Below are 16209 nucleotides of genomic sequence, written 5' to 3' on the forward strand. Positions count from 1 at the left end.
CCGAACAGACGGTTGGGAGTTGGACGTCTCGATGCAATCGCCGCTCTTTTTGACAAAGATCGAACTAATATCCTCGTCGAACTCATCCACGAGTACATCGAGACAGCGAACCGTTCCAAAAGGTGGTCGCGACGACGTCCTACTGGGCCGAGCGGGGGCCCCGGCGGCTGAGCACTATCACGTAGAGGATGAGTCCGATGACCGCGACGGTGACGCCGAAGCCGGGGATGGTATCGGCATCGTCGTCGGCAGTGCCACCCGCACCGGTCTCGTCTGAATCGTCCGGGGTGGGGCGTGGATCGTCCGCCGCATCGTCGCTTTCGGACGGGGTTTCGTCACTGGGGTCGGAGTCGCCGTCATCACCGCATGGGTCGTCGACCGCAGTATCGTCATCATCGCACGCTTTCGGCGGCGAATCCGTGTCTTCCTCGTCACAGTCGCCAGCTCCCGGTTTAGCGTCGTCTGTTTCATCACACGGCATCTTGACGGTAACGTCGAAGACCGTCTCGGCGAGCTCGAGTTCGTACGCACCTGGCTCGTCGAACCGGTGTGAGAGCGTGGTGGTCGTGGTTTCGCCCGCGGCCACGGTGACCGTCGTAGCGTTGACGATGTCCCCGTCTTTCTGGAGCGTGAGGTTGGACGTTCCCGTCGCGTCGCCCGTGTTCTCGAGCGTCGCGGTGACGGTAACCGTTTCTCCGGGCGCGATTGCGGTCGGTGAACTGTTGACGGTGACCACCGAGACTTCCGGCATCGGCTCCGGATCTGGTTGTGGCTCGGGATCCGGGTCCGGATCGGGTTTCGGCTCGGGGTCCGGGTCCGGCGGCGAAGTGCCGCCGTCATCGGCCGTCTCGACCTCGAAGGTCGTCCCGTAGGTTGCGACGTTCCCCGCTTCGTCGGCGAGGGTAACCGTCGCGACGTACGATTCGCCGTCCTCGACGGCAATCGTGTGAGTGGCGCTCGTCGAGGTGATCTGGGTCGTCTCCGCGGTCGTGACGTCGGTGCCGTCGACCGACAGCGTGACGGAGCCGAGATCGATCCCGGAGAGTTCGTCCGCGTACTCGAACTCGATGGTTGTCTCGTCGGTACCCGCAGCGAGGGTGTCACCGTCGGTGGGTGAGACGTCCTCGAGTACCGGCGGCGCCTCGTCGATGACGAGGATGCCGTACGTCGAGAAGCCGGTGACGTCGGCGGTGACGAACGGCTCACCACCGTCCCACGTCACACTCGAGTCGACGGGATCCCACGCGCCGGTAGTGTCGTCGTAGTAGTGCAGCGACGCATCGTTCACGTCGGCGCCGCCGAGGGCGTCCTCGTCGGCCGCGAGCGTGATCGTCGCGCTCTCGATCGTTCCCTGTTCGAACTGGTGGTCGATGAACGAATCGAGTTCGGCCGTCAGGAAGCCGGCGCCGAGCTGGCCTCCCTCGAGGTTCGGATTGACCGTGTTCTCCGAGAGGGCGACGAACAGCTCCTCGGTTTTGATCGCCTCATCGGCGTCGTCGGCGACGTCGAACTCGACGGTCGTTCCCGTCGCGTCGATCTCGATTATGCCGTCCCTGAGCGTGAACCGCGTATCGATGACGACGGAGGCGGTGCTCTCTCCCTCGTTGCCCGCCAGGTCGGTTCCGACGGCGGTGACGGTGTAATTACCCGAGTCCTCGAACCCGAGGGTTCCGGTGAATCGGGTCGCGTCGCCCGTCGCGGGTTCTACGGTCACCCCGGCGGATGTAGTGGTGCCGTCGGGCTCCTGAATGGTCGCCGAGACGTCGGGGGCCTCCTCGAGCGGTTCGGTGCTCTCGACGACGATCGTTGCCGAATCGCTGTCGACGTCCTCGATGGTGACGGCCATCTCGGGCTCCTCGCGGTCGATCACGAGCGTTTCGGTCGCCTGGACCATTCCACCGTTGTCGCGCTCGTCGGCGGCGACGGCCGTCAGTTCGTAGCGGCCGTCGTCGGGGATGTCCGCGACCGGAATGTCCGCGACCCAGGTGTCGCCCTCGAGGGTCGCCTTGGCCGAGATGCTGTAGGTCGTCTCGAGCGAGCTAACGAGCACCGCCACCTCCTCGATCGGGTGATCGGCCTCGACGGCCACCTCGACGGTGGCCTCGTCGCTCGCGTACACGAACGATCCGTCGGTCTCGAGGACGTCGCCGTCGGTCGTGACGAACTCGCTCGCGCTCGAGTAGCCCTCGACGGCGACGATCGTCGGTTCGACGGTCGCCTGGGTCACGACGAGTTGCCCGGCGGACCGGTCGCCGAGTTCGAGGTCGTAGGTTCCCGGTTCGTCGATCGCCGCGCTGACGTTGAGCGCGCCGAGGTGATAGAAGCCGGGTGCGAGTTCGACGGTCTGTGTGTCGAGTTCGATCGGGTCGCCGCCGGTCGGAGTGGCGGTCAACGCGATCTCCTCTGGCCCCTCGACGGTGCCGGCCTGATAGATGCTCCCGACGACGTGGAACTCCTGCCCCTCGGCGACCTCGAGCGCGGAAGCGGAGGCGGCGATAACCTGGATGTCCGATTCGGCAGGTTCGACCTCGATCGTCCCGGCGTACCGGTCACCGAGTTCGAGGTCGTAGGTACCTGCCTCATCGGGCGCGTACGTGACGTTGAGCGCTCCGAGGTGGTAGAACCCGGGTGAGAGCGTCACCTCCTGGCTTCCCACTACCGTCGCCTCGCCGGTATCGGTGTTCGTCGCGGTGAGTTCGATCTCCTCGGTTCCCTCGATGTTTCCGGCCTGGTAGATGCTCCCGACAACGTGTAACTCATCGCCCTCGACGAGTTCAATCTCCGAGGCGGAGGCGGCAATCACCTGAATGTCGGATTCGGCGGGCTCGACCTCGACCGTCCCAGCGTATCGATCGCCCAACTCGAGATCGTACGTTCCGGGTTCTGGAACGTACGTGACGTTGAGCGCCCCAAGGTGGTAGAATCCGGGCTCGAGCGATACTTCCTGACTCCCCACGACCATCGTCTCACCGGTTTCGGTGTTCGTGGCGGTGAGTTCGATCTCCTCGGGTCCGTCGATAGTACCGTCCTGGTAGATGCTGCCGACGACGGACAGCTCCTCCCCTTCGACGAGTTCGACCGCAGAGACGCCCGCGGCGATCACGGTAATGTCCGATTCGGCAGGTTCGACCTCGATCGTGCCGGCGCTTCGGTCGCCGAGCTCGAGGTCGTAGGTGCCGGCCTCATCGGGCGCGTACGTGATGTTGAGCGCACCGAGGTGGTAGAATCCAGGTGCGAGCGTGACGTCCTGCGTACCCACAACCTCCGTTTCGCCGGTGTCCGTGTTCGTGGCGGTGAGTTCGATTTCTTCGGTCCCCTCGATGTTCCCGGCCTGGTAGATGCTCCCGACGACGGACAGCTCCTCGCCTTCGACGAGTTCGATCTCCGAAACGGAAGCGGCGATTACGGTGATATCCGACTCTGCAGGTTCGACTTCGACCGTGCCGACGTCCCTGTCGCCGAGAACCAGGTCGTAGGTGCCGGCTTCGTCGGGAACGAACGTCACGTTGAGCGCGCCGAGGTGGTAGTAACCGGGCTGGAGCGTCACGTCCTGACTGTCGACTACCTCACTCTCCCCGGTCTCCTGGTTGATCGCGGTAAGCTCGATGGTTTCCGTCGCTTCGTCGCTGCCGTTCTGATACACGCTTCCGGTCACGTGGACCGGCTCGCCCTCGACCACTTCCGCCTCCGAGAGCGACGATCCGATCACCTGGATGTCGGTGGCGATCTCGTTGACAGCGATCGTCGCAACCCCTCGATCGCCCAGCTCGAGATCGTACTCTCCGGGTTCGTCGGGTGCGTACGTGATGTTGAGCGCGCCGAGGTGGTAGTAACCGGGTGTGAGCGTCACCTGCTGACTCCCCACGACCGCCGTTTCGTTGGTGTCGGTGTTCGTCGCGGTGAGTTCGATCTCCTCGGTTCCCTCGATGTTGCCGGCCTGGTAGATGCTCCCGACGACGGACAGCTCCTCGCCGGCGGTGACTTCGACCTTTGAGGCGGAGGCGGCGATCACCTGGATGTCCGATTTGGCGGGTTCGACCTCGACCGTCCCGGCGTACCGGTCGCCCAGTTCGAGGTCGTAGGTGCCGGGTTCCGGGACAGCGGTGACGTTGAGCGCCCCGAGGTGGTAGAAGCCGGGTTCCAGGGTCACCTCCTGACTGCCGAGAACGTCGGTTTCGCCGGTGTCGACGTTTGTTGCGGTGAGTTCGATTTCCTCGGGTCCCTCGACGTTGCCGGCCTGGTAGATGCTCCCGACGACGTGGATTTCCTCGCCTTCGACCAGTTCGACTGCCGAGACGGAGGCGGCGATCACGTTGATATCCGATTCGGCCGGTTCGACCTCGATCGTGCCCGCGTGGCGGTTGCCGAGTTCGAGATCGTACGTACCGGGTTCTGGAACGTACGTGACGTTGAGGGCCCCGAGGTGGTAGAAGCCGGGTTCGAGCGTGACCTCCTGGCTGCCTACCACCGTCGTTTCGTTAGTGTCGACGTTCGTGGCGGTGAGTTCGATCTCTTCGGTGCCGTCGACGTTGCCGGCCTGGTAGACGCTCCCGACGACGGACAGCTCCTCGCCTTCGACCAGTTCGACCTCCGAGACGGAAGCGGCGATCACGGTAATATCGGATTCGGCGGGTTCGACCTCGATCGTTCCCGCATACCGGTCGCCCAGTTCGAGGTCGTAGGTGCCTGGCTCGGCCGTGAACGAGACGTTGAGCGCGCCCAGATGGTAGAAGCCGGGCTCGAGCGTCACCTCTTCGCTGCCGAGAACGTCGGTTTCACCGGTGTCGACGTTCGTGGCAGTGAGCTCGATTTCTTCGGGCCCGTCGACGTTTCCAGCCTGGTAGATGCTTCCGGTGACGTACAACTCCTCTCCCTCGACCGCCTCGACCTCGGAGACGCCAGCAGCGATCACGCTGATGTTCGATTCGGCGGAGGCGACCTCGATCGTTCCGGCGCTTCGGTCGCCTAACTCGAGGTCGTAGGTGCCGGCTTCGGCAGGCGCGTACGTGATATTGAGCGCCCCGAGGTGGTAGTAGCCGGGTGCGAGCGTGACCTGTTGACTCCCCACGACCGCCGTCTCGTTGGTTTCGGTGTTCGTGGCGGTGAGTTCGATCTCCTCCGTTCCCTCGATGTTGCCGGCCTGGTAGATGCTGCCGACGACGGACAGCTCCTCGCCTTCGACCAGTTCGATCTCGGAGGCGGAGGCGGCGATCACCTGGATATCCGACTCTGCAGGTTCGACTTCGACCGTGCCGGCGTTTCGGTCGCCCAGCTCGAGGTCGTAGGAACCGGCGTCGTCCGGTTCGAACGAGGCGGTGATGTTGAGCGCGCCGAGGTGGTAGAAGCCGGGCTCGAGCGTCACGTCCTGACTGCCGAGTTCGATCGGGTCGCCGCCGTCGGTCGGGGTGGCAGTTAACGTAATCTCCTCTGGCCCCTCGACAGTGCCTGCCTGGTAGATGCTCCCGACGACGTGGAACTCGTTGCCCCCGACGACCTCTGTTTCGGAGGTAGAGGCGGCGATCACCTGAATATCCGAGTACCGGTGCTCGAGCGAGACGGTGTCGACGACAAGGCCGTTGAGCGTGATCGTAACCTCGTCGCTGTCGATGTCGTCGGGGAGTGCGTCCTCCGTCGGCGTCCACTCGAACTCAACGCCGTCCCGGTCGAGACCGGGTTCGACCGTGACCGTCTGGCTCATCTCCTCGTCGACGTGCTCGCCGCTGATCGTCAGCGCAACGGTGACGTCGCCGGCGACGTCGCCGCCGTTGTAGAGGTCGCCGGTGATCGTCACGGTCTCGTCGACGCCGACGTCTGTGTGACTCACGGAGCCGCCGTAGACGAAGATGTCAGCACCTTCGAGAACGGTGATCGTCCCCGCGTGGGTGCCGCTCACGCTCACATCGAACGTCCCCGCGTTCTCGAACGCGTGCGTGAACGCGACCTGATGGGTGTCGCCCGCCTCGAGCCAGATCGTTTCGGTGGTGACGCTATCGTCATCGACCTCGAGGGCGACGGTGACGTTCCCGTCGGCGTCGCCGACGTTTTCGACCGTCGCCGTGACCGTCGCGGACTCCCCTGCGACGAGTTCGTCGACGTCCAGGGTAGCGTCGGTCACCTCCGCAACAGCGTCCGGTTCGTCGCTGAACACGCCGAAGGTGCCGAACTCGTCGATGTCCGTGGCGTAGACGTACCCCTCAGCCGTGTTTACACCCGAATCGTACGACTCGTCGTCCGACGCCGACCAGGTATCGCTGAGCCGCCAGAGCTCGAGCGTCGACTCGTCGACGCTGGCCAGGTCGGCGGGATCGTAGTGGACGGACAGGGAGCTGACGTACGCGTCTTCTCCCGTTGCGCTGACGGTGACGTACGCTCCGAGCGGGTGGACGTCGGCCGGTAGCTCGTCCGGTTCGTCGGCGACATCGACCTGAACGTCCTGGGCCTCGAACGAGAGGGTGACGCCGTCCAGCTCGAGATCCGAGACGGTGTTGTCCGTCGCGCCCTGGAACGACTGGAATCCGGAGCCGCTCTCGGTGACCGTCGCGGTATCGACGGTGTTCCCCGAGGCGCCCGAGAAGGCGATGCCAGCGGCCTCACTGTTCGTTACCGAGAGATCCGTGATCGTGTTGTCGTGGCTGTCCGGACCGGCGAAGAACCCGTGCCAGCCGCTGTTGGAGATCACGACACCGGTGAACGTGTTCCCGCTCGAGCGGCTGGCGAGGTTGAGCGAACTACCGTCGTTGTTGTGCAACTCGAGGCCGTGGAATTCGCTGTTGTCGGCGACGGAGAGTTGCACCCCGCTGCCGTCGTTATCGGTGGCGGTCACCGAGTGGAAGACGTTGCCGGTTACCGGCGTATTCCACCGGGTGTCGCCCATGAGGAGGACGCCGGCGCCGTCGTTTTCGACGGCCGTGACGTCCGTCAGCAGGTTACCGTTACTGTCATCGACGATGATGCCGTTCCAGCCGTTTCTGGCGACGCTGACGTTCTCGAAGGCGTTGCCCTGGTTGCTCTCGAGGTTCAGCCCGTACATCGAGTTGTCGTCGGCGACGACGTCGGTGAACGTGTTCGACGAGCCGGTCGTCCGCAGGCCGGCCATGTTCGAGGAGGCGTTCAGCCCGACGAATTCGTTGTTCGTCGACCCCAACGTCACCTGTACTGCACCCGGATAGAACGCACTTCCGCTGATTTCGTTCCCGTGCGCGTGGACATCGGTGAACGTGTTGCCGTGACTCGAGCCGCCGCCCCAGCCGACCTGAAGCCCGCGGTTGTCGTTGTACCGGGTCGTGAGGCTCGAAACGTCGTTGTCGTTGGATGCCCGGAGATTGAACCCGGCTCCGTTGTGCTCGGTGACGACGTCGCTGACGGCTCCGTTGGTGGCCTCGTTGTAGTACAGGCCCACGTCCCAGCCGGAGACCGTCACGTTGCTGACTGTGACGCCGTCGGCACCGGTGACCGCGATCCCGTACTGGGTTCCGTCGTCGTCGAGATTTTCGCCCTGGACGGTGTATCCCATTCCGTCGAGAACCACGTCGTCTGCGGTGATCTCGAGGCAGGTCGTGTCGTCCTCGAGGTCGCCGGTCAGCACGTAGTTCCCGGCGGAGTCGATCACCGTACACGCGTCTACTTCGATCGCCTCGTCGGAGAGGAGCGTCACCCGCTCGGTGTCGGAATCGTTCTCGCTTCGAACGGTCACGTCACCCTGGCCGCGGTCGGCTTCGCCGGTCGCCCACGTGAGGGCAACCGTTTCGGTCTCCCCGCCGCCCAGCGTGAGATCCGCGCGGGAGTCGACGACCGCACCGTCGAAGGCCTCGAGGGCGATCGTCTGCGTGCCCTCCTCGTCGCCGACGTTCTCGATTGTGGCCGTGACCTCGAGTTCGTTGCCCGCGTTCACGGGCGCGTTGGTTCCGTCGATCGTCACGTCGAAGAACGCTTCGGCGGGGGGTCGCTCGAGTTCGACCGTTTCCGTCGCCGAGTGGGTCGCGCTCCGGACGGTGATCTCGTCGATCCCGACGACGTCGGCGGGTGTCTCCCATGACAGGGTGAACGAATCGGTTCCCCCGCCCTCGAGCGTCAGATCCTCGACGGTGTCCACGATGGCTCCGTCGAAGTCGACCAGTTCGATCGTCTGGGTGTCCGTCTCGTCGGCGAGGTTTTCGACGGTGACGTCGACCGTCAGCGTCTCGCCGGCGGCGATGGGCGCGTTCGTGTCGTCGATGCCGATCTCGAACGTCGGACCCGGCGGCGTTTCGTCCCACGGATCGAATAGGACGTGCTGGTCGACCGAGTCGCCGAATCCATCGGCCAGCCGTTCGGTTTCCGGGTCCTCGACGTCGCCGCTCGGCCCGCTCGCATCGCCCCACCAGGTGTGGCGGGCGTCCATCGGCCAGGAGACGTGGCCGAAGTCGTAGACGACGCCCTCGTCGTTACCCGAGATCTCGTTGTGCCGGACGTCGACGTTGTCGACGCGGTAGTGGGCGTGTATCCCGATCTCGTTGTTCGTGATGACGTTGTCAGTGGCGGTCACGTCTCGAATGTAGGCGGTTCCCCATCCGTCCTGTATTCCTTCGAGTTCGATCCCGACGCGATTCTCCTCTATCGTGTTGGCCGTAATCCCGGTCTCGTCGGCGTCCTCGTGAACGAGTCCGTAGACACCCGCTTCAGCGTTACCCGTTATCACGTTGCCCGATACTGTCGCGTCGTTCGCATTCTCGAGGACGACTCCGTGATCGCGATTGTCGGTGATCGTGCTGTTGGCAATCGCACTCGAGTCGGCCCGATCGAACGTCACCCCACCGTAGCTGGCGTTCGAAACGGTGGCGCCGTCGACGGTGACGCCGGTCGATCGCGTCGCGTGGATACCCAGCCCGTCGGCGATCTCGAGGTCGGTTACCGAGACGTCTTCGGATAGTGCGATTTGCATCGATACGAGATCCCCGCTGACGTCGTCGCCCGTGATCTCGAGGCCGTCCGCCTCGACGAAGACGAGCTGTGTCGCGTCAGCGTCGATGGGGTCGTCGTCAGCACCGTCCATAACCGCGATGTGGCCGCCATTGACCGTGGTATCGGTGAAACCGTGCGCGTAGTGCTCCTTTTCATCGCCGTCGATGAGAACGCCCGTCTGGAATTCGTTGTTCAACACGCGGCTGTCGGGCGCCTCGTTGAGCAACAGATCGGCCTGGTTTCCGAAGGCAGTGTTGTGTTCGACTCGAGTCTCCGACTGACTCGAGACGACGATCCCGTGGCCGTCGGTATCGGTGACGGTGTTCCAGACGACCTGAGATGGTTCCTGCCACGACACCCACGAGTTAGCGATACGGATACCGGCTTCTCCACTGCCGGAGACGTCGTTTTCACGCACCAATGCCTCAGGCGCACTCGAAACGCTGATCCCGTAGCGGTTGCTGTTCGCAATCGTATTCTCGCGTACGATCGCGTCCTGAACACGTGGTGCTGTCGCCGATCTCGTGACCCGAACCCCGTCTTCACCCGCATCAGTAACCGTGTTGTCGACGATCACCGGAGAACGGGCGTTAATCGCCAGGATATTGTCTTCAGCACTGCCTGCGACCGTGTTGTTTTCGACCCTGGTGTTCGAGAGGCGGCTTACGCCCCCTGATGCAGAGCCGATCTGAATGCCGCCTATCGAGCTGTAACTGGTGTACTCGTGACCACTATTCGTAACGACGTTCTCCCGAATAATGCCGTCGTTAGGGGCTCCGCCGTCCGAGGAACCCGAAAAGAGAATTCCCCTCCATCCGCTGTCCTCGACGACGTTCCGTTCGACGATAACCTCGTTCGAATCACCGGTAACGAAAATTCCGTAGATGCTGTTGTCCGTCACCGTGTTCTCGAGGACGTCCGTTCCGCTCGACGAGCGCACGTAGAGACCGTAGCTGTTCGCCGTCGCGTTGTTGTTCTCGATGAGTCCGCCGGTCGTCTCATACAGTTCGATTCCGTTTCGATTCTGGTGAACTTCGTTACCCAGTAGTTCTGGGGCGTTCGAGGATCGCACCTCGATACCGACTCCCTGGTTCGAGAGGTCATGTTCGAGGACGGTGTTCGCCTCGAGCAGCGCCCGTTCCGTCTCGAGGAGGCTGATCCCGTACCGGTTGTCCGACGCGGTGTTAGAGTCGACTTCGACGTCGTGGGAATCGACGAGACGAATCCCGTGATACGCGTTCTGCGCCACCGTGTTCTCTCGGAGAGCGGCGTCGTCGGAGCCACGAACGGTGATTCCGCCGGGCTGGGTCATCATGTACGCCTGGCTGGCACTCGGCTGGGTGGTTAGCGTGCTGTGGGTAACGGTATTCTCGGAGATTTTCGCACCGTCGCTGAACGCGACCTGAATGCCGACCGCCACGCCCTCGAGATCGTGGCCCGAGACGTCGACATCCGTCGAGTCGACGACGATCACCTGCGCGACTTCGTCGGGGATCTCAGGCGCGACAGCGCCTTTCGCGTAAAACAGCTCCTCTCCACTTACGGTGTTCCCATCGACCTCGTGCTCGAAGTGGGCGCGTTCCTCGCCGTCGATGAACAAGCCGGTCTCGAGCGTATTGTCGAAGACGCCCGCGTTCGTCGATTCCTTGAGGATCAGGTCGGCTTCGTGGCCGGTGGCCGTGTTCACCTCGACGGTGATCCCGTCCGACTGGTCGACGATGATCGCCGCGAAGTCGTTGTCGGTGAGGTGGTTGTTCTCCACGCGCGTGTCCTGAGATTCGAGGACGATGATCCCGCTCCCCTGCGAGAGCGTGCCTGAGTTCTCCCGCACGTCGTTATCGGTGACGTCGACGGCACTCGAGCCCTCGACGACGATCCCTTCGGTGTTGTCGGAGACGTCGTTGTGTTCGACGGCTGTCTCGGTCGAGCCGACGACGTGGATGCCGTAGTCGCTGCCAGTCGCGACCGTGTTCGTCACCGACCCGCCGACTGAGTCCGCAATCGTGACTCCGGTCTCGCCGTCGTTCGTCACGACGTTGTCGTCGACGATAGTTTCGTCCGAGTCGGAGACTCCGATCCCGCTGTTTCCGTTCCCGGAGAGGTCGTTCCCGGTCACCGAAACCGAATCGGAGTCCGTTACGTGGATGCCGTCCTCGTCGTTGTTCTCGGCGTCGTTGTTCGAGACCGTCACTCCGGACCCGTTCGAGACGGCGATTCCGTGTCGGTCGTTTCCGTCCGCGTCGTTGTCGGCGACTACCGTACTATCGGAACCGGAGACGCGGATGCCGTCACCCGCGTTGGCAGTCGCCGCGTTGTTCTCGACGATGCTCCCGTCGTCGTTCGCGACGTGAATCCCGACGCCGTTCCCGGAGGCAGTGTTTTCCTCGAGGAGCGCTCCCGTCGACCCGGCGATGTGAATCCCCGTGACCCCGTTATCCGTTGCCGTGACGCGTTCGACCAGCGCGGCGTCCGACCCCACGATGTGGAGTCCGGTGTGGTGAGCGTTCGTCACCTCGAGGTCGGTGAGCTGCGCCCCGTCGCTGAACGCGACCTGGAGGCCGGCGGCGACGTCCTCGAACGACTCGTCCGAGAGCGCGACGTTGCTCGAGTCGATGATGATCGCCTGGCGGGCCTCGTCCGGAACGGCCGGATCGTCGGCCCCCGAGACGTAGTAGAGCGTTCCGTCGCCGACCGCGTTGTTCGAAACCGTGTGGTCGAAGTGAGAAACGTCGTCGCCGTCGAAGAATACCCCAGAGTCGAAGGTGTTGTCCGCGAGCGTCAGGTCTGCGGAGGACTCGAGGAGGAAATCCACTCCGGCACCGCTGTCGGTAACGGTGTTGTTCTCGACGTACGCCCCGCTCGAGGCGTGCAGGTGAAGCCCGTACTCCTCGATGGTCGTAATTTCGTTGTTCGTGACGACGGCATCGGCCGCGTCCTCGAGTACGATCCCGCCGCGTTGATTGTCGAGGATGTTGTCCGAGACGGTGACGCCGAGAGAACTCGAAATGACGATGCGGGTGCCGTCTCTTTGCATATTGTCGGTGAACTCGTTATCCGCCATCACCAGCCCATCGGCGTTCGAAATCGAGATGTCGTAGCCGTTGCCAGTGATCGTATTGTCCCGCAACTGGACGCCCGCCGAGTCCGAAATACTCAGCGTTGACTCCGCGTTCCAGTCCGTATGCCCTGATATCTCGCTTCCCGAGATGAGGACGTCATCGGAGTCCTGAACCGCCACCGCTTCTCCATTGTTCGTGATGGTGAGGTCCGTCAGCGTAGTTTCAGGCGCGTCTGCGAGCAGAATACCGTACTCGTCGAAATGCTCGACGGCGATATTTTCGATCGTGACTCCTTCTACCCCATCGAGGTGTATCCCGCGGTCCGCCCCCCAGGGCGCAGAGAGCACCGGTTTCTCTGCCCCGACACCGACCAGTGAAATCCCGTCCGTCGTAATCACCACCTCCTCGGTGTACGTCCCGGGTTCGATACAGATCGTCTCCCCGGGGGCGGCATCATCGATTACGTCCTGTATGCTGTCGCCTTCGGAGACAACGGTACAGCCCTCGAGGTCGGAGTTGGCTGTCGACTGCGAGTCGAGATTCGAATCGCCAGTTGGCTGTGCCGCCACCCCCACAGGTGCGAGCATCGAACTCACCATCAGTACCGAACACACGATCGCAAACAGCCGAACACGTACTAGATCCCCCGAAACTCTTCTATTCATGAACGATCCACGCACTCAGATTCTATATACTCGCGCTAACGGTCGGGTGAGCGAGTAGGGTACCCCGAGGTAACCTCGAACCAATACTCGGTTTTTCGAACCGGAGTTCGGAGTCTCGAACTGCGAATTTCACCAGGTCAGGGGTAGAAGTTAGTCAGAGCTCTATTCCCTGCAGCGTTTGTCTGGCATCTCTGTTACGATTCTCGGCTGATAATGGGTTTTTGCAACTCTGCTGAATAGACAGCGCAAATGTGGCACTTGGTAGAGCGCAATCTGTGCGAAGGGCCGAACGCTCAGTACAGGCGGGACAACCATCATATCCACTTTGTTCACTCCGAGTTGAACGTGACTGCATCTGACGGTCGCTCTCCGCGGATACTGAACGTCCGACATTTACCTCTGCTTGAGTAACCCTAATAATCACAGAACGGGTATCATAGAGTATGGTGTCACACGACGGAGCAGAACGAATTCCTGCAGCGTGCGTAGACTGTGAAACTGCGTACGTAGCTCGACTTCTCGAGGACGGCACCATTCGCCCGATCGGGAATCCAAAGGCGTGCTCGTGTGGAAGTACGGAGTTTGAGGACTTATCCGGTGAAATAACCGATGACGTCCTCGATACCGATGAACCGGCCACTGACGCCTGATCAGTCCCGTTTTTGCACTGTCGCCGTCAGTCCGGACCTCTCGATCGTTGGTATCATCAGAGTTGTTCGTTTCCGTCCACAGTGACCAGTGCTGTCCCCCAGCGGAAAACGAATTCCAGCCACAAGTCACCCGCCTCCTACGAGATGCTTTTGGGCGTTTGTAGCGTAACTGGAACATGGCAAGCAAAGCCCCAGTATTCTGTGAACTGTGTAATGAGACGATCGAATCCGGGAAAAGTCTCGAAACCCATCTGGTGAGCGAGCACCGACCGACCGAGTTAGCCGAGAGACTCGCTGCCCAGTGGGAATCCGAAGAACTCGGAGATCCTTTGTAACGAACCCGTCCTTGCCCAGGAATTCGCGTTCGGTACCGCGTATAGACTGACCGCTTCTGAGAGATACTTCCAGCCACTCTGAGAGCGAAGTCAGCGCTCAGTTCGCAGGTTCTATACCGGGTAGCTCAGACCCAGTCCTGAGAAATAAAGCGAGTTGTCGTGCTGCATCCATCCCCTGTATTCAGCAGTCAGCACTTATCATCTGCGGAGGCTTTCAACAGAGTTGTCTGGGGTAAAACCTCACGATGGACATTACTTTCGAATCCGTGACAATGTGACGGTGACCCGCGTCCCGTGCGGATGGTTATCGTCTATCTCGAGGCCCCCACCGAACGCCTCGAGCAGATTTGTCACCAGATAGAGGCCGACACCCATCCCCGAGTGGGCGCCCAGGCGGGCGTCGGGATCGACGAGCACCTCCTTCTGGGCATCGGGGATGCCGACGCCGTCGTCTGCGATCTCGACCATCGCCTGATCGGCCGCGGTGGTAACCGTGACCGTCACTCGGGGGGTCGCCCGATCGGAGTGATCGACGGCGTTCGCGAGCAGATGACCGAACACCGACTCGAGCATCGGCGAGGCGGCGACGATTATCGGGCCGTCGTCAATCTGGCGATCGACGGTGATCTCGACGTCGTGCTCGCGGCGCAGTCGCCGAACTTCCACGTCGAGGGCGGCGTCCAGATCGCGGGGCTGGGACTCGAGGTCATCGCTCGCGAGGACGTCCATCACGTCGGCCGCCGTGTCGGTGAGGTCGACGGCGTGGTGGGCCGCCTCGAGGAGCGTCTCGACCGTCCCCTCGTCGGCCGGGTCGACCCGCGTACGAAGGCCGTCGCCGAGGCCGACGATCATACTCACGTCGTTGCGGATGTCCTGTCGGACGATGCGGTTCAGAACCGCGAGTCGGTGGTTCCGATCGACGAGCGTCCGCTGATTTCGGGCGCGTTCGATAGCGTACCGCAGGGTGCGCGAGATCAGTTCTCCCGTGACGGTTCCCTTGACGAGGTAATCCTGTGCGCCCCGCTGAATCGCCTCGATGCCGGCGGCCGTCCCGTCCTGGCCGGTCAGGACGACCACCGGTACGTCCGTGGCGTGTGCGACCATTCGGTCGACCGTCTCGAGACCCCTGCTGTCGGGAAGCATGAGATCGAGGAGAATCACGTCCGGCGACGACGTCCGAACGTACTCGAGGCCGTCGGCCAGTCGGTCGACGTGGACGATTTCGCTGATCTCGATGGGTCCCTGGTTGCCGTCGACGTCGAGCGATGACTGGTACTCCTGGATCAGGCGTTCGACGAACTGAGCGTCGGCGTGGGTATCCTCAACGAGGAGAAGGTCGACGTCGCGGGCCGTCGCAGCCGTCACGCTCCCACCTCGACGGGAAATACGGCACGCGATTTGTCGACGCTGTGCGACCGAGGCACTCCGAGCACCGTCGTCGACCGAGGCCGGCTGTCCAGTGTGAGCATGCGATTGAATAGGGTCTGGTACCGGAACGTGTGCTCAACAGTTATATTAGATCATCGAAAACGATTGGTATGGTTGGTCACGACACCGGCATCTCGGCCGGCGACCACGTCGCACTCGACGCTCTCTCGTTGCTCTCGCGGAAGTGGCACCCCGTCGTCGTGCTCGTTCTCCTTCATCACGAGCCGCTTGGATTTAACGATCTGCTCGAGACCATTCCCGACGTCTCCGGAAAGGTACTCTCCGGGACGCTCGAGGCGCTGTGTGACGCCGGTCTCGTTAGACGGCGCGTCGTCAGCGACTCCCCACTGCGGGTCGAGTACACCCTCACGGCGGCCGGCCGTGACATGGAGCCGATCTTCGAGGAGCTCACGGGCTGGGGACGGCGTCACCTCGAGTCCGCGAACCCGCGCGTCCTGCTCGCCGACGCCGACCGACGGATCACCGGGATGTACGGCACGTGGCTGACCGACCGCTACACCGTCTCCCGTGTGCACAACGTCGACGAACTCGAGCGCTCCCTCGAGGAGACGACCGACGTCGTCATCTTCGACGAGGGCCTCCCCGGCGTCGACCCGCGGGGCGTCCCGGACACCGTCGGGCTGGCCTGTCGAACCATCGTCCTCGTAAGCGACCGTCCTGACGTCGATCTACTCGAGATCGATTGCGACGACGTGCTCCGAAAGCCGGTCGTCCGAGAGACGGTCCTCGAGGCCATCGACGAGCAACTGCGCCGCCAGGGTGAGCCGGCCGAGGCGCGTGAACGCGCCGCGTTGACTGCAAAACTCTCGCTGCTCGAGTCGTTGCATTCGCGCGAACAGCTTCGGACAACAGAGACGTACCTCGAGAAACGGGAGCGACTCGAGGAGCTGGAGGAGTAACAAAAACGAAGTCGTTACATCGAATCTGCCTACCAACGGCCAACGTCGTGGGTCGTCGCCTCGGGACCTGTTCCCGTGGCACTTCACACACAGACCGAGTGTGTCGAGTCGTTCGACAGAACTGACCTCTCCCGTCGATACTCTGTCTTGATGGCTCACCAACTGATACGGCAGGTCGACAGTCTGCGACACAATATATTTCACTTCGCTCT

The 16209-nt window shown here is 62.7% G+C and carries 3 protein-coding genes; 1 reads left to right on the plus strand and 2 read right to left on the minus strand.

The genetic code is table 11. From position 1 onward, the window contains the following. Positions 1–139: 139 nt before the first annotated feature. Positions 140–12586 (minus strand): right-handed parallel beta-helix repeat-containing protein, encoded by a 12447-nt coding sequence (locus AC6I6S_RS17025; protein WP_497951805.1) that lies wholly within the window; start codon positions 12584–12586, stop codon positions 140–142. 1315 nt (positions 12587–13901) lie between these two features. Continuing rightward, positions 13902–15014 (minus strand): hybrid sensor histidine kinase/response regulator, encoded by a 1113-nt coding sequence (locus tag AC6I6S_RS17030; RefSeq protein WP_497951806.1) that lies wholly within the window; start codon positions 15012–15014, stop codon positions 13902–13904. Between the two features lie 173 nt (positions 15015–15187). Between AC6I6S_RS17030 and AC6I6S_RS17035 the strand changes: the two genes are divergently transcribed. Then, the gene (locus AC6I6S_RS17035; RefSeq protein ID WP_497951808.1) at positions 15188–15997 is read left to right on the plus strand and encodes a winged helix-turn-helix transcriptional regulator; all 810 of its coding nucleotides are present in this window, start codon (positions 15188–15190) and stop codon (positions 15995–15997) included. Positions 15998–16209 lie beyond the last annotated feature (212 nt).

It is taken from the genome of Natrononativus sp. DTA114 (genome assembly GCF_059736515.1).

Excerpts from the sequence above, each read along its gene's own strand:
- AC6I6S_RS17035 (WP_497951808.1), top strand. The coding sequence starts at position 15,188 with ATGGTTGGTCACGACACCGGCATCTCGGCCGGCGACCACGTCGCACTC.
- AC6I6S_RS17025 (WP_497951805.1), bottom strand. The coding sequence starts at position 12,586 with ATGCTCGCACCTGTGGGGGTGGCGGCACAGCCAACTGGCGATTCGAAT.